Annotated in this window: 16 protein-coding genes; 5 read left to right on the forward strand and 11 right to left on the reverse strand. The window is 46.1% G+C overall.

The window, feature by feature from the left end:
- Positions 1 to 54: 54 nt before the first annotated feature.
- Together QT973_RS14780 and QT973_RS14785 are read right to left on the reverse strand one after the other, a co-directional pair.
- Entirely contained in the window at positions 55 to 1,671 is a 1,617-nt protein-coding gene (locus QT973_RS14780) for a bifunctional pantoate--beta-alanine ligase/(d)CMP kinase (protein WP_333211377.1), read from the reverse strand.
- 325 nt (positions 1,672 to 1,996) lie between these two features.
- Positions 1,997 to 3,073, reverse strand: coding sequence for a septal ring lytic transglycosylase RlpA family protein (locus QT973_RS14785; protein WP_333054576.1), 1,077 nt, complete (start codon positions 3,071 to 3,073; stop codon positions 1,997 to 1,999).
- Between the two features lie 494 nt (positions 3,074 to 3,567).
- Between QT973_RS14785 and purM the strand changes: the two genes are divergently transcribed.
- Complete coding sequence (gene purM, locus QT973_RS14790; RefSeq protein WP_333262387.1) at positions 3,568 to 4,593, forward strand: phosphoribosylformylglycinamidine cyclo-ligase; 1,026 nt, start codon at positions 3,568 to 3,570, stop codon at positions 4,591 to 4,593.
- Between the two features lie 411 nt (positions 4,594 to 5,004).
- Here purM and QT973_RS14795 read toward each other — a convergent pair whose 3' ends face one another.
- Entirely contained in the window at positions 5,005 to 5,532 is a 528-nt protein-coding gene (locus tag QT973_RS14795) for a pentapeptide repeat-containing protein (RefSeq protein WP_333391605.1), read from the reverse strand.
- A 283-nt stretch (positions 5,533 to 5,815) separates the two neighbouring features.
- On the opposite strand from QT973_RS14795, the gene QT973_RS14800 reads away from it, so the two are divergent.
- Both QT973_RS14800 and QT973_RS14805 read left to right on the forward strand, forming a co-directional pair.
- The gene (locus QT973_RS14800) at positions 5,816 to 6,427 is read left to right on the forward strand and encodes a hypothetical protein (RefSeq protein WP_333233551.1); all 612 of its coding nucleotides are present in this window, start codon (positions 5,816 to 5,818) and stop codon (positions 6,425 to 6,427) included.
- Positions 6,428 to 6,497: 70 nt separating this feature from the next.
- Positions 6,498 to 6,887: a hypothetical protein gene (locus tag QT973_RS14805; protein ID WP_333233550.1), complete on the forward strand. Its 390-nt coding sequence runs from the start codon at positions 6,498 to 6,500 to the stop codon at positions 6,885 to 6,887.
- 139 nt (positions 6,888 to 7,026) lie between these two features.
- Here the strand turns inward: QT973_RS14805 and QT973_RS14810 are convergent, their stop codons facing one another.
- The 4 genes from QT973_RS14810 to QT973_RS14825 all read right to left on the reverse strand — a co-directional run bounded on the left by QT973_RS14810 (position 7,027) and on the right by QT973_RS14825 (position 10,003).
- On the reverse strand, positions 7,027 to 7,440 hold the full coding sequence (locus tag QT973_RS14810) for a hypothetical protein (protein ID WP_333262393.1): 414 nt from the start codon (positions 7,438 to 7,440) through the stop codon (positions 7,027 to 7,029).
- Between the two features lie 200 nt (positions 7,441 to 7,640).
- Complete coding sequence (locus QT973_RS14815) at positions 7,641 to 8,273, reverse strand: Uma2 family endonuclease (RefSeq protein WP_333391608.1); 633 nt, start codon at positions 8,271 to 8,273, stop codon at positions 7,641 to 7,643.
- Positions 8,274 to 8,448: 175 nt separating this feature from the next.
- Positions 8,449 to 9,183 carry a hypothetical protein gene (locus QT973_RS14820; protein WP_333391610.1) on the reverse strand — a complete coding sequence of 245 codons (735 nt, stop codon included), beginning with the start codon at positions 9,181 to 9,183 and terminating at the stop codon, positions 8,449 to 8,451.
- A gap of 196 nt (positions 9,184 to 9,379) precedes the next feature.
- Positions 9,380 to 10,003: a DedA family protein gene (locus QT973_RS14825; protein WP_333054585.1), complete on the reverse strand. Its 624-nt coding sequence runs from the start codon at positions 10,001 to 10,003 to the stop codon at positions 9,380 to 9,382.
- A gap of 349 nt (positions 10,004 to 10,352) precedes the next feature.
- On the opposite strand from QT973_RS14825, the gene QT973_RS14830 reads away from it, so the two are divergent.
- A complete protein-coding gene (locus tag QT973_RS14830; protein ID WP_333054586.1) occupies positions 10,353 to 10,697 on the forward strand; it encodes an STAS domain-containing protein in 345 nt (114 codons plus the stop codon).
- Positions 10,698 to 10,741: 44 nt separating this feature from the next.
- Here the strand turns inward: QT973_RS14830 and QT973_RS14835 are convergent, their stop codons facing one another.
- The 3 genes from QT973_RS14835 to QT973_RS14845 all read right to left on the reverse strand — a co-directional run bounded on the left by QT973_RS14835 (position 10,742) and on the right by QT973_RS14845 (position 13,147).
- On the reverse strand, positions 10,742 to 11,392 hold the full coding sequence (locus QT973_RS14835; protein WP_333262402.1) for a hypothetical protein: 651 nt from the start codon (positions 11,390 to 11,392) through the stop codon (positions 10,742 to 10,744).
- Positions 11,385 to 11,939, reverse strand: coding sequence for an Npun_F5560 family protein (locus QT973_RS14840; RefSeq protein ID WP_333054589.1), 555 nt, complete (start codon positions 11,937 to 11,939; stop codon positions 11,385 to 11,387). The genes QT973_RS14835 and QT973_RS14840 overlap by 8 nt, the downstream gene beginning before the upstream one ends.
- Before the next feature lie 596 nt (positions 11,940 to 12,535).
- Complete coding sequence (locus QT973_RS14845; RefSeq protein ID WP_333054590.1) at positions 12,536 to 13,147, reverse strand: class II aldolase/adducin family protein; 612 nt, start codon at positions 13,145 to 13,147, stop codon at positions 12,536 to 12,538.
- 825 nt (positions 13,148 to 13,972) lie between these two features.
- Between QT973_RS14845 and QT973_RS14850 the strand changes: the two genes are divergently transcribed.
- Complete coding sequence (locus tag QT973_RS14850) at positions 13,973 to 14,149, forward strand: hypothetical protein (protein ID WP_333054591.1); 177 nt, start codon at positions 13,973 to 13,975, stop codon at positions 14,147 to 14,149.
- Here QT973_RS14850 and QT973_RS14855 read toward each other — a convergent pair.
- A complete protein-coding gene (locus tag QT973_RS14855) occupies positions 14,146 to 15,069 on the reverse strand; it encodes a hypothetical protein (protein WP_333054592.1) in 924 nt (307 codons plus the stop codon). The two genes, QT973_RS14850 and QT973_RS14855, sit on opposite strands and share 4 nt — an antisense overlap.
- Positions 15,070 to 15,557: the final 488 nt, after the last annotated feature.

Consider the following 15,557-nt stretch of genomic DNA (forward strand, 5'->3'; position numbering starts at 1 on the left):
GTGAGTTTAACCAAATTTGATATGAGGGCGATCGCCCGCCCGCCACTCCTAAAATTAATTTTTAGGGCCAGTTCTCTCTTTGTACAAGCCGACAATCCGATCAATAACTTCAGCAACAGTCAGATTGTCTGTTTGAATTTCCACAGCATCTGCCGCTTTACGCAAAGGTGCAACCTCGCGGGTGCTGTCTTTTTCGTCCCGCAAGGCGATGTCTTGTTCCAATTGGGCCAAGCTAATATTAGCCCGATCGCTATCTTTAAGTTCTAACAGCCGCCGGCGCGATCGCTCTTGTACCGAAGCCGTCAAAAAAATCTTCACTTCCGCATCGGGAAACACGTTAGTGCCGATATCGCGGCCTTCTGCTATAATTCCGCCTTTTGTGCCGCAGCGCCGCTGTTCCTCCAGCAGAAACTGCCGCACGGCGGGAATTGCCGCCATTTCCGAGACGCGGGATGTCACTTCCAAACTGCGAATTGCCTCGGTTACGTCTTCGCCGTTAATCTTCAACATCTTTGATGCGGGATCGAGGTTGTATTCTAAATAACTGGAACTGATTAATTCGGCGATCGCGCATTCGTCGGAAATCGGCGTGTCTGTTTTCAAGGCCAGCCAAGTCAGCGCCCGATACATCGCGCCGGTATCCAGATAAAACAAGTTTAAAGCTGTTGCTGCAAGGCGAGTTACGGTAGATTTGCCTGCTCCCGCCGGGCCGTCGATCGCCACAATGGGCCGGCGGTTCCTGAGAATTATATTGTCAATCAAACGAGTAGAGCCAACTCTGGCGGCCACGGCTAAAAGTCCGGCTGTTTCCACAACCTGCAAGGGCGTCAAAGTGTGGGGATCGACGAGTTCGGCGTATTCGAGCTTGACTGCGGGCTCTCCTGCGACTGCTGCGTGGGCTGCGGCGAGTGCTGCTGCTGCGGTGCGGTCGCCTGAAGAAAAAGTTTTCGAGGCTTGTTGCAGGGCGCGGTAGAGTACGGAGGCTTGCTGTTTTTGCTCTGCTGTTAAATACTGATTGCGAGAACTCATTGCCAGTCCCGACTCTTCGCGGACGATCGGACAAGCGACAATCTCTACAGGCAAGTTAAAATCAAAGACCAGCTTCCGAATAATTGCTAGCTGCTGGGCGTCTTTTTGACCGAAATAAGCTTTTGTCGGCTGCACCAAACTCAAAAGTTTAGTAACAATTGCCGCGACGCCTTGAAAATGACCGGGCCTTGCTTTGCCGCACAAAACAGATGTCATCGCCGGTGGCGGCACTACTTGAGTTAAGGATGAAAGGTGAATCTCTATCTGTTTTTGGGCGGTTTTCTCTGTTTCTGTGTGTGAAGCGAAGCTATCCCGTAGGGAATCGACTGCTTGATGGCCGAACATTTCCGTTGCTGAGGGAGCAAATATGGCATCAATCCCTGCTTGTTCGCACAACAGCCGGTCTTGCTCGAAATTCCGAGGATAATCTTGAAAATCTTCTGTCGGCCCAAATTGCAGCGGGTTGACAAAAATGCTGACCAGGGCGATCGCATTTTCTTGCCTGGCCCGCTGGATCAAGCTCAGATGTCCTGCGTGCAAAGCTCCCATCGTCGGCACTAAACCGACTGTCAAATGAGGTGCAGCAGACTTTTGTAAATTTAAGTAGCAGCGAAGTGCTGCAATGGTAGTAAACAGGCGCACCGGTAGAATCTCCTGAAGGCATTCGGCAGAATGCAGAGTTTATTTGTCAGAATTTGTTCGAGTTGACATCTGGCACCACCGTCAAGAACAGGCTTTTCGGCCTGTTCCACAAAGAATAGTGCAAGATGTCAGTTTTATCTCACATCTTGCACCCTTCTCAATTACTTGTTTAGGAACAGGCTTTTCGGCCTGTTCCACAAGAAAACTCATTCTTTGTGGAACGGGCATCTTGCCCGTTGTTGACAATGGTACAAGATGTCAGTTTTATTCTACTTTCTGCCTTCTACACTGCGGATAAGTTTTGTATTCTGCCTTAGACTACCGTTCAGCGTCCACCAGTTGTTTGCTGCGGCGGTTCGATCACTTCGATTTCCACTCTGGCTACGCCACTGCTGATCATTCCTAGCACGTTGGCGGCGCCGGCGGACAAGTCAATGAGCCGATCGCCCACATAGGGGCCGCGGTCATTAATGCGGACGACTACAGTGCGGCCGTTGTCGAGATTTCTCACCATGACTCTCGTTCCAAAAGGCAAATTTGGGTGGGCTGCGGTCATATCATTTTGGTTGAAACGTTCGCCGCTGGCGCTGAGGTTGCCGTCAAATCCCGGGCCGTACCAGGAAGCCCAGCCGCTAAGCCGCACTTGAACTGGGCCCAGAGACAGCACGGAGCGTTCTGGTTGGGGTTTGCCTGCGACTTCTTCCAGGGGTGGGGCGTTGCCCAGAAGTCGCCGGAGGCGATTGGTTGCTTGCAGGGCGTCTCGGCTAAAGTTGCTGGTGGTGTCGGGGAGGATGGTTTCGGCGTTGATCTTTACCAAGTCCTCGCCGTTTGCCTGGATAATGTAGCGATCGCCTTTTTCCCACTTAACGGTAATGCTGTTGGGATCGATGTTGTTGCGGGCTAGCTGATTGAGTCTTGCTGCTAAGCTTGATGCCCGCCAAACTGGATCGGGTTCTTGGTTGCTAGAGTTGCTGGCAATGTTTCCGACTTTGGGATTTTCTCTTGCGCCCGCTACTTTTGACGGACTGCTAGCACCGACTTGGCTGTTGCCAGTTTCTCCCAAAGGGGTGTTTGTTTCCGGATTGGCGTTCAGAAAGGTGATGACTGGAATGTTTCGCACGTAGACTGTCGCTGCTTGTCGCCCGCCTAAGTCGTGGGGCTGAATTTTGGCGATCGAGTCTCGGGCAATTTCAGCTCTTGCTTGATACTGATACTGTCCGACTTTTTGCGCTTCGACCCGAGTAGCGTTTAACTGCCGGGACGGTTGGGTGGCAATTACTTGCTCGGAAACCTGAGAGTTTTGGTTGTCGGCACCTGTGGCTTGTGCGTGACAAGAGGATGCCGTTCCTACCATAGGAACTAACAGGACAGCGAGTAGACCACCAACAAATTTTTCCTTCATACGTCCATTTTTGTGAATAGCCATTGCCAACCGAGATTGGAGGATTGGCCATTTGGCGGCGGGCGTCAAGGATTTCTCTCTTGCCCTTCGCCATTCCCCCGTGAGTCAAAGCAAAGTATCCGGGTGCGTTTTTGCTTTAATGCTTCCGCCCCAAAAAAATTGGCGGAAACTTCCCTGACACTTGACAACTCATACTCGATTCGCAATTTGTGTTTTGTTCACGAACTGCAACAGACTACCACAAACTTTTGTGCTTGGGGATCGCTGGGATCGCGATTTTCACCAAATCTTCATCAAATCTTCTCAAAACCCTCTATCATAAAATCCTTTAGTTCCAAGGCTTACAGCCGTTTCAGCCATTACGGAAAACTTTACAAAACTTTACAAAACTTTAGTGTATTTTGTGGGCTGCCGAATGGCTAGTCTTAAAAAAGCTGTTTGTCAACTGTTATGGGAATAAACTAAAAATTAGAAGAAATCGATTTGGCGGACTTATGGATTATCGAGAAGCAGGTGTGGATGTTGAGGCGGGCAGAGCTTTTGTCTCGCGCATCGGGAGTATGGTTAAGAGCACGCACCGATCGGGAGTTTTGGGCGGATTCGGCGGGTTTAGCGGGTTTTTCAGCGTCCCGGAGGGCTTAAAAGAGCCGATTATGGTTTCGGGTACTGACGGCGTTGGGACTAAGTTAAAATTGGCCCACAATCTCGATCGGCACGACACGGTAGGTATCGACTTGGTGGCGATGTGCGTCAACGACGTGCTGACATCCGGGGCCGAACCCCTCTTTTTTCTCGATTATTTAGCCACGGGAAAGTTAAATCCCGAACAATTAGCTGCGGTGGTGGCCGGCATTGCTGACGGTTGCAAGCAAGCGGGCTGTGCTTTACTCGGAGGAGAAACGGCAGAAATGCCCGGTTTTTACCAAGCGGGTGAGTACGATTTGGCCGGTTTTTGTGTGGGAATTGTCGAAAAGAGCAAATTGTTGGACGGTTCGCGGGTGCAGGTGGGAGATGTGGCTGTGGGGCTGGCAAGTTCGGGCGTGCACAGCAACGGTTTTAGTTTGGTGAGAAAAATTGCGGGCGATCTGGGTTTTGATTGGCATTCCCAACCCGAAAAGTTAGGTGGCAAAAGTTTAGGAGAAGTGCTGTTAACTCCGACTACAATTTATGTTAAACCAGTCCTCGAAGCAATTAAGAGCGGTCTAGAAATTCACGGCATGGCTCACATTACGGGCGGCGGTTTGCCGGAAAATTTGCCCCGCTGTTTGGGAGTTAATCAATCTGTGAAAATTGACAGCAATAGCTGGCCAAATTTGCCCATTTTCCAGTGGATTGCTGAAGCGGGCGAAGTTGCCCCAGCAGATATGTTCAATACTTTTAATATGGGGATTGGGTTTGTGCTGTTGCTCGATTCGAGGGAAGTAGAACAGGCTGTTAAATGGTTTGAGTCTCAGGGAATTGGTGCTTGGGCGATCGGGGAAGTGATTGAGGGGAAAGGAGAATTGATCGTGGATAATTAGTAGGAATCAATCGCAGGGGGTGAAGATTGCTTGGCTTTGTTTTATGCGTTAACAGACAATCTCAACCTGCCTTCATCTGTGTATATCTGCGGTTAAATTTATAATTATGAAAGTAACCGCAGAGGACGCAGAGGACACAGAGGAAGAAAGAGAAAAAGGAATTCACAACAGATGACTCGTTGCTACAAATTTAAATGAAAGTGAAATAAGCTGTTGTGCCTTTAAATACGGTATAATTCAAAACTAATTCCGTGAATTAGTGTAAAATTTTACCCAGAAGGTTTAAATTAATTGAACAGCTATACTATTTATTACATCGACTATAAAATGAAGGATTGTTAATTGTTGAAGTGAGAAAATATCAAAAGCCAAGGTAATGTTTGTATCACAGTTTAAATAAAAAACACCTGATTAGGCTTGTACCTGACTCAAATTTTCCAAAAACTCCTGCACAACTAGATCGGGTTGTTCGCTGCATCGGGTAGCATCGTAATGTTTGACAAGACTGATGCCAGAATCTATGAAAAGCTGGCACATTTCATCTTCTGTTGCGTTTGGATGGGATGATCCACTGTCAATTTTCAGTATCCCTAACTTGTTTTGGTGGAATATCAGAAAGTCAGCTTCTTGGTTTTGTCTCCCGGCGGGTGTTGTCAGTCGCAGTTGGGAGTTGGGGATGAAGAGAGTGGAAGTGCGATCGAGTATTTCGGCAATTTTTACTTGTGCGTCGGAGTGAAGGCGAAAACCGTTCCAGTTAATTTCGTTTTCTGAGCCAGATAATTTAGTTTCACTATCAGCATTTATTGTTTTATCTAAATCAGTTTGAACATAATCAGCTTCATTTAAGTTTGCGAATAATCTAGCTCCACTTAAGTTGGCTCCGCTCAGATTTGCACCGCTGAGGTTAACTTCGATCGTCAGATTTCGCTGTAGATTCACTGAAGTTTTTCGTATTTTTCTGTTTATTTTGGGTTCAGGTCGTACTCACTTTTTTCACTTGTGTGGGATCGCGATCGCCCTCTAGCCCACGTCAAGGTGGTGAAGAAAAACCTCAAAACCTCGAAATTTCGTTGCGGGCGAGCGGGAATAACAAGATTGATTACCGATCGCAATACAGCTAGGATGACGTAAATACGTCGTTAGGGCAGCCCCTGAAGAGGAGCGCACTCAGCTAGCGGGCTGGCGATCTCATCATATTGGAAAACTGTCCGGAGTATTGTCAATGGCAATAGCATTAAGTGGTAGTCCCAAGGATTTCATTTATGGAGGAAGCAGGTTAATGTTTAAATTGTTGCAAAAAATAATGATGAGTGGAAATAACACATCACAAAATATTGACAGACAGATCAAGAATGCCACCATAGAAATCACCAAAAATACAGTTAAATTTGGTTCAGATGTCTATCAGTTTCGTAACGTCACAGGTTTTGGCGTATGCCCTGTTCGGACCTTTAAAGTGCCAGTGCCATTGATTGGGTTATTCTTTATAGTTGGCTTTTTTCTATTTGTTTTTTATACTGATGATCGTGGAGAAAAAAGTGCAGGATTCGCTATGATATTTGTCACATTTCTCGCATTTCTTTATAATACGTTTTGGCCACTAACATACGGTCTTAAATTATACCTAAATTCAGGTTCTCCATTGCCAATATTTGTTACCAGTGATATGCGAGGGTTAAAAGGAGTAGTTTCAGTCTTATATGATTTCATGGAAAGCCATGAAGAAGGTCGTTATGTAGTCTATTCAAACGATAACTCGATCAAAATAGAAGGAGGTATTGGAGGTAATTTCATAGGACGTAATGCTATGGGAGATGTAATAAATAAGATATAAAGGTGCTGTTCTATTGAACCACATTTGAATTACATTCAAGATCGATCGTCAATTAAACTAGGAAAAAATCATGGAAGAACAATCGAAAAATTATGTTGGTGGCAGTGTTGGAGGCAACTTCATAGGAGGAAATTCTACGGGAAATGTATCAAACATTATCAACGAGTTACCTTCATCCTCTGAAGCCGATAAACCCGGAATCAAAGAGTTACTTACCCAACTCCAAGCAGCAATTGAAGCCGATCCAAACTTGATTGATGACGACAAACAGGATGCTTTAGAACAAGTAAAAGAGTTAGCTGATGCTGCTCAAAATCCTAATGATCCAGAAATGAAGAATAAAGCCAAAACAGCAAATAGGATGCTCGGACGAATTATAAAAAGTGTACCACAAGCCACACAATTCCTAGAATTCTGTAATAATCTACTGCCATTGATTACTAAAGTGTTTGGGTTTTAGTAAGCGATCGCCTTTCAGCAAACGCGCCAAATAATTACGATCGCACTTCTTCTCCTCCCTTGTTCGCAGCATTCTGTCAATTATAGCGATCGAGCTTTTTGAAGTGCGATCGCTCCCACGTCCTGTACCACATAAACAGTTATTTGTCAACATAAACATACTTCCCCAAAACCGTCAGCGGCATCATCTCCCCGCTGCCAAGTAAATCAATTGAAACCCCATCTCGACTCAATATTTTAAACACTTCTTCGTCATCTTTTATCAAACTAGCATTTAATTCAATAACTTGACCTTCTTCCCTCATTACCTCCAACAAATCAGAAGTAGATACTTGAAATATTTCCTGATTATTACACCGCGTAGTCAAGCAATTGCCGTAACTGCCCGTAGCTTCAATATCAGATATTGCCCATTGCTTTAAGAGATAATTTTTGTCTAAATACCCAACGATTTTTGCAACTCTCAATTCCATTTTTTTTTCTGCTTCGCAGCAAAGAGTCACAGCCCATTTTTGACCGATATTATAGCTAATAGCCGACTTTTCAGATTTCATAATGCTTCTGGGATTCTACGTGAATCTACTCGCTTAATTCGATCCTTATGTCCTGTCGAACTCTCGCGATATCTCGGCCGGGGCGGGTTTTTGAGATTGTTAATTATTGGCAGGTATTGTTGGTGAACCCGCCCCTACAAGAACTAGGGTAAATTGGTCGAACATAATATTACTTAATCAAATTGTTCGAGGGCGATCGCTCACTCTTCAGACTCAGATTCAAAATCCACACGATCGTAAATATCACCTAACCGCATCTCAAACTCCACGCAACTCAATCTCAACACCGAATCAGCACCATCATACTCAGACAAAACCCACTTATTATCATCGGTCTTACAAAAATGTTCGACGTGCATCTCGTATTGATCTATCAAAACATACTCTCGAAAAGTAGGAATCGTGCGAAAAAGTTTAAACTTCCCGCCCCTGTCATAATCCGCCGTCGATTCGGATAAAACCTCAGCCACCATCACCGCATTAGTAATCGTATCTTTCCTACCCTCAGCAAACTCCAACTTACCCGCCACCAACATCACATCAGGATAAGTATAAACCCGCTTCGACGGTATCCACAAACGCAAATCGTTGATAAATACTCGGTACGGTTGTCCTTTGGTAGCAAAATTTAATGTCCCATAAAAATTGCCAGCTATTTGATTGTGATTCGGTGTTCCGCCTGTCATAGGGATTATCCTGCCATCCTGATATTCACTTCTAAATTTTGCCCCCTCTTCCAGCATTAAATACTCTTCGGGAGAGTAATAAATCTGTACTTTTTCCTCAACTTTGTCCTGAGCTACTTCTTCGCGAATTTCTGTTGATGTTGTCATAGTACATCCTCGGACGATCGTACTTACAATTATATAGGACTTACCCGCTCCGACCAAAGAAACCGGGTTTTTTCCCGAATCTGCGATGCTCTAACGAAGTATTTCGTAAAAAACCCGGTTTCTGAGCCACCATAGTCATCTTATGGCTATATCATCCACAAATCGAAACTACTGCTCACAACACAAAATCTGTCGTCTCAATGATATTCCCCTCAAACTCAAAACCCCGCTTCAAACCATCAAAATACTTCTCAATATTAGGCTTAATCCACAGCGCAGCTTCCCCGTGTCCCAACTCCACAGATCGATCGACTACCTCATACCAAATTGTCAGGCTAACTCCCGCCTCTTGCACAGCATTCAAACAATCCCAAACAAACTTTGGCACCGATACCGGCGACACTGCATACCTCAACAATTCCTCAGCACCTTCTGGCAAAATAATCAGATTGCTGGCAACTACGATCGTACCTATATCTTCTTCCCTTTCCCCCTGCCAATTCACTTCGCCATTTAAAACATAACCCCAAGGTTTAAGAAAATTGTCGATCAGATACTGCAACCATTCGACATAATCATAAAACTTTTCTACGCCGCTCCATTTAATCCCCCCGCCGTCAGCAGTAGGAATCCACTTACACCACAATCCGGGCTGAGTCTTCGGCGGGCGGTTGTAATTAACAACAGAAACTTCGGAGTCTTCATCCCATTTTTCATTGACAAAATAGCAGCCTTCTTCGCCCACAGGCAAACCCACCGCTGTTCTCGCCGGATCGGGAATACTTTGCAAAATCGCCGGATTTCTCTTCATCCGTCGAGTGCGAGAAAACTCTAATAAGTAAATAGCTTCGCTGTCTAATAACCGTTTATTTAAATGAAATATTCCGTCAAATATTGTAGTGTATCCCATGATTTCTACCTATTATAAATGTATGGTTTAGTTTTTTTTTACAACAAAGTTTATTGTGTGTGGAACGGGCTTCTAGCCCGTGGCTAATCTTGGCACAAAATGTAAGTTTAAGCTCGTATGTTCAAATATTATAAAGAACGGGCTCTCCGGCCCGTTCCACAAGAATCTTGAGTTTTTTGGGTAACGGATTGCAACCCTACTTAGTCTTGTCCAAAGTCCGCGCCTCCAACCAAATAGGAATTGCAATCCAAGCAACTGCTAACAGCAAAGCAAATACCGCAAATTGAGCAGCCCAAGCTACCAATTTTTCTAAAGACACAACTTGTCCCAAGAAGTAGGATAAACTTACCATTACAGATGCCCAGCTTGCAGCACCCAGAACATTGAACAGCGAAAATTTCCAAAAAGGCATTTCTGCAATACCTGCTAGGGGGCTAGCAAAAATTCGCAGCAGTGCGATGAAACGGCCCAAAAATACGGCTTTAGCTGCATTTTTGCTAAACTGTTCTTTTAAGTCAAACAGTTGTTCTTCTCGAAAGCGGAAAAATTGTCCCAGCTTCAGCAGCAGCGGCCAGCCGCCGTACCTGCCGATCGCATAACCAAAATTCCCGCCCAATGTAGCACCAGCGATCGCACTGCCGAGTACATACCAGTAATTCAGTTCCCCACTGCCAGCTAAAAACCCGCCAGCAATCGTAATAGTCTCGCCTGGAAGAGGAACTCCCAGATTTTCCAGCAAAATTCCCAGAAATACTGCCCAGTAGCCGTAATCACGCGCAAACTGCTGAATAGTCTCTAACGATAAAAACTCAAAAGACATTCGATACTGCCTTCGTAAACTTTTGCAAAGCTCAATACATTTATATATTGGCTCGATTCAGCCAATAGTGCAATCTTTCGCTGTGATGAAAAACACACTGTTGTCGCGATCGCTGGCCCAACTAAAAATTAGGCTTTCAGGCATACTAGATGAATAGAGAATTGTTGCAGTTGCGTTCCGCGCGATCGCCAGCCAGTTTTCCTCCTAAATTTATCACAACGGCTCTCCCCACCGATTCCCACAAGGGCGATCGCCAATCCTAAAACATACGCTGAAATCCCCTGAGTCTCTTAAGAGAGTCAGCAACTAAACAAACTTATTCATACTTTACGATCCTAGGATAACTGCTATGGAATCTCCCAACTTCAACCCACCCATCGTCCTTCAACCTCACAACTGCCTCGACTCCCAAGCCGGCAGCCTCCTCCAGCAACAGCTAGCCGAGATTGTGCCCGATCGCCACAAACTCTGGGTAATAGACATGGCTGCCGTAGATTTCATCGACAGTTCCGGGATCTGCGCCTTAGTCGGCGGACTCAACGCCGCCCGCCACCGGGGATGCCGCCTCGTCATCTGCAACCTCTCAGCGACAGTCAAGCTAATTTTTGAAATTACTCAACTCGACCAACTCTTTGAAATCTTCGACAGTTTCGAGCAAGTTATCTCCACTGAAACTCCGGCTTTAGTTGCTTGATTAAAATGAGATACCGAGTTTAAATCTCAAGTTTCCCAGAGACTTCAAGCAACCGCAGAGTGAATCTCAATATCATAAATAGGTTTATTTGTCAAGCAATACCAATGACAAAGAAATAAATCCGGCACTTGAACGCCGACAGAAGCGATCGCAGGTGCAGCAGGAAAAGGCAAAAGTCGATCGAAACAAATCCTTTCCCCTACAAACCCGAACTGCATCAAATAAGTCGCTGGCGGCGCATTTAAAAGATTCAGCAAGCGGTAAGCCAACTCATACAACTGCTGTCGCCAAACATCCGACAAATGCACCGGTTGAGAGTAACTCAACTCGCCAGACTGCTTAGAAGGTTCCCCACCGATCGCCTCAGCATACAGTGGGCCCTTTGCCGTCAACACCACAGGCAGCCAAAAATTGCCACCGCCGACGGGAAAAAGCAACTCCTGGGACACTCGATCGCGCGCTGCGGAAACATTGCTACAAAATCGAAACACATCTTGAGCAGGAAAAACCAGATTTTCTGGCACATCCAGCGTCAAAGGACAAACGATCGCCCCACCCGGAGCGATCGCGCCAGAATCGAGTTCAGAAACCCCACAGATATTGACTTCAGTTAAAGGATCAGATTGAGCGATCGCCGCGGAGAGACTTGCGGCCGAATCTTTCTCACCACCCGCCACAATCAAAACCTTAGACATTGCCAAAGCTCGGCATTTGAATTCCCCGATCGTCCGTTTCATCGACGCTCGGCAGATCCAGGCCCTTAGCCTTGCGGCTCCGCACCGCGAGACGGTAAGTTACGCTTTGCAACTCAGTGTGCAACTGACGGTTTTCCTTTTGCAATTGATCCAACTTTTCCTTAATCGGATCGAGCCGCTCGGCAAACTTCTGGCGGTAAACCCCCGGCAATTCCTGCACTACCTGTTCTAGCATCCGAGAGCGATCCGTCAATTCTTGCACCGACTGCCGCAGTTGGTAAACCTCAGCATCCCGTTCGGCGATTTGTTCCTGATAAAAACCCACCTGTTCTTCAACAGCTTGGAGTTGTTCCCGCATTGCCTGCATTTGAGCTTGGTGGCGATCGGAAACTTCCGGCGCCGGCACAAAATTAGAATTGCCCTTCACCAGCCGGAAAAGTTCTTGAGACAACTGCTGCACCAATTGGTCGCGCATTTGCAGCTCTTCGGTGAGACGAGATACCTCTGATTGCAGTTCTTTTGAGCTTACAAGTTTAGTTTGATTCATAAGAATGCTCGGTAAGTGGGAAACTCAGAGGCTTTAGCCCTGAGAGGTAAACGACACGGGCGGTTTCAATACATTCGACGGAGTTTATCCTGAGCGAAGCCGAAGGGCGAGCGTGACCACAGCCTTGAATCCGCTTTCCCCTCCGGCGAGGGGTAGAGGGGTATAATTACCCCTCTGTGGAGATATGGTTATCTCCGGCTCCCTTTCGGGGTAATGTTCGCTTCGCCAATGTTATAAGAGCTTGTTAAGCTTGCAGCACTGCCTCAGTGACCTTAAGGCTGTTTAACTACAAGCGACAGAGCGGAAAACTAGCGTCGCATTCTCCGGTGTCGTGACCCAAATAACGTAGACCTCTAAAGTCTTAGGCTGGTCAGTACAGCTTGCTCAATCAGTCGCGACCAAGCTCAGTCCCTTTAGGGCTGGGTTACTGACAATGACTCTCAGCTTTTACGATTAAATCTAGTATATATCTGCTATTTAGAATATCTTTCCATTACCACAGAGGCAAGAGGCACTTGGCAATTTTTGAGCTGGTTGCGAGAGTTTGATGCTCGATCTTTACCACAACCGAGGCGATGGATCAACCGTTCGAGAGATCAACGCTCAACTCCAATCTCATTAATCGCAGCCGAAAGCACTTTGCCAGCTTCGTCCACGGTGCCGCCAAAACAGATAATGCCGTCCTCGTGACCGGCCATCGCCAGAATTTTGCGATCGGCCAAATTCTCCTCCTCAAAAAGTCTAAACATTTCTAAGGCCATCTGGGGAGTGCCGTAAGGTATTTCTTTTCTAGTAGTAGGAATCTTAAACAGCAGTTGCTGCCATAGCTTAGGATTGTGGACATGAATTATCCCGCCCACCTCCTCTCTCTGAAGGTACAGGGCCGCGTGAGTTAGGGACTCCGACGAAGCTTGTACGGGCCCCCGGCAGCCAAGGTAATTTTGTTCTAAGTTAAATTCGGTAACAGTACAGTATGATTCTGGCCCCAGATTCCTCAAGTGTGCAGTCTGGGTTCCCGAAATCACGAATTGGCAAGAATTACCGAGTCTGACACTGACGTTGCCAAACCCTATGCCATTTTCGTAGACGCCAATTAATCCCCAAGAGTGGAGCCGATCGCGCCAGTCCATCAAATCTGTTATGTTGGTGGCAGCTACAGGGCCTGCCTCTTCCCAATCACAACGGTACTTAACGACTCCTTCATCCATTTTTTTGTTTGATCGGACACTACTGTGACACGACAGAGTTGGCTGAAGCTGAGACTTAATCGAACTTGTCAAGAAGTTGTCAAACAGCTTTTTTTGCTTGCTGCCTTATGTCTCCGTGCATAAGTGCCTTAACTAATCTACATTCCAGTGTCGCCGTAATTAGCTACCGACATTAGCAAAAAGTAAGCTAGGAAAGTTGAACCAATTATTCCAAAAATCATGATTTAGCCTCTAGGTGATTACAAAAGTTCAATATGAAAATGTACCCTTTCAGTCGGGGAGTTTGATTCTAGGCTTTTGCCCGATCGAGTTTCTGATGTGAAACTACATAACATCCCTGAATCGCTTATTGTTCTATACTACAGCATTTCTACTGAGTTGAGCTCTACCTTAAGAAATATTTAAGGATAAAGTACCCTTAATCCGGTAAGTCCGGTAAAAAGCAACCGTAGATTTACTTATTTTTTATAAGTGTACATATATTTAAGAAAAAAGCAAGCGGAACACAAAAAAAATATTTTTTAGCCAGTCTGGGACGCACTGGCACAATCTTCGGGTGTTCTACGTTATTCAACACCTCTGTCGATCGAGCAATTTTTAGCTCCGGGGCATCCTACAACCTAAGAAACCGGGTTGAGCCTAATATTATGTCACGTAAAATCACCGCAACGCCAGCTCGCGTCGGCGGGTTCACCAAAATCTGTAGTAGTAGTATAAGTTATAGATCCGGTAAACCCGCGCCTACCTAGAGGGGGATAGTCGATCGACCGAACCTGATATAAGTCCTATTAACTGAGATGTTGCACCATTCTCCATTAGTCTTTTATGAACAGGCTTTTCGGCCTGTTCCACAAGAAAATTTATATTTTGTGGAACAGGCCGAAAAGCCTGTTGCTGACAATGGTGCAAGATATCAGATTAAGAAAAAAACAAGCCGATCGAGCAGTGATGACTCGATCGGCTAAATTTTTCTGGGAAGCGCGATCGCCCCCAGCCCTTTAAATGTGGAAGTGATACAAGATGCTGCCGTCGTCTTTAATTTCGCAATTGGCATTAAAAACTTCAGCTTGTTGGTTCAAAAAACGCTGAGCGACATCCGGCGACAGCCGCGTTTCCATCGCAAACCGCACCAGAGTGATTTCGCCCCGGCCTTCTTTGATCAATCGGTACAAAGCACTTTGGAGCCTTTCGCTCTCTTCTCGCTGAAAAGCTGCTTTGTACCTCCAATCCGCCACAGAAGGAATCAAACCGCGGCTGACCAAAATTGCTAGCAGCAAGCCAATTCCCAAAATCAGAGGCACTGTCGGATCGCTCGTAGGCGTCGCCACAATTTGCGGCACTGTAGCGGCGGCCAAACTGCTAACCATTTCTTTTTCCGACGCTTGCGTATCCGCCATTGCAAGCTGAGTTTTGTTGTAAAAGTCTTGCTGAAGCTTCATTTGCTGCAACAGACGAGCGCGCTCTCTTTCGTATTGGTCGAGTTTTTGCTGAGCTTGTTTCAGGTCTTGAGTGACTTGTGCCAAGCGTTGGTTGAGTGACTGATTGACTGATTGCCACCGATATCTGTTAATCAGGCGGCTTTTTTCAACCATGCCCTTCATCAACATATCCGCCGTTTTGATTGCTTGCTCCTGATCTAGCGAGCGATACCCAACCACAATTTCTAGGGGTTGTTCCGGCTTAGAAATTTTGACAATAGCATTTTGTCGAACTTGCTGGGGCGACAGCTTAACTGCATCTGCCACTGCTTTGACAACATTATCTGCTAGGAGAACCTCCGGGGTGAGTTGCTCTCCCTGCTTGAGAATTGTCGTGCCCGTGGTCGAAAATTTGACTGGCGGATTATTAGAACTGAGAGTGCCTTGAGCCATGAATCCGGGGGGCGGGGCGAGGCGGTAGGCCAGGGCGCCTGAAATACCCATAATTACAGCAAAACTGCCTAGGGCAATCCATCTGTATTGATGTGCTGAAGATCTAAAACGTAAATTTCCCATTTTGATAGTCAAGTCATAACATTCGCTTGCCGCAGCTACTGCCAAACGCCAGAGCGATCGTTTCTTTCTGGTTAGTCAAATTGACTGCTGAAAATTTTCTCAGTTTGTACCTAAAAGCTATTAGCTTTTGAGAGTTGTCAATATTCATGAGCCCAAAAAACCGATCGCGCTTTTATTTGATCCGAGCTATAACTTCAGTTTTTGTCCTTAATAATTAATCTGTAACAAGGCTTCTGGAAGTCTACTGGCCTCAGACTAGCACTCAGGCGTGCGAGAGCCTCGCCTCCCCGTGTTTGTTGACATTCAAAACTGTCTCCTTTTCACCCTTGGCAATCCTCCAATTATCTTACGTCTTGGCGTCTTGCGGACGCGGTTGAAGAATAAAAAAAACCTTAAATAATCTGCCTAAAAACTTA

The organism is Microcoleus sp. Z1_A1 (assembly GCF_036700305.1).
GTDB lineage: Bacteria > Cyanobacteriota > Cyanobacteriia > Cyanobacteriales > Microcoleaceae > Microcoleus.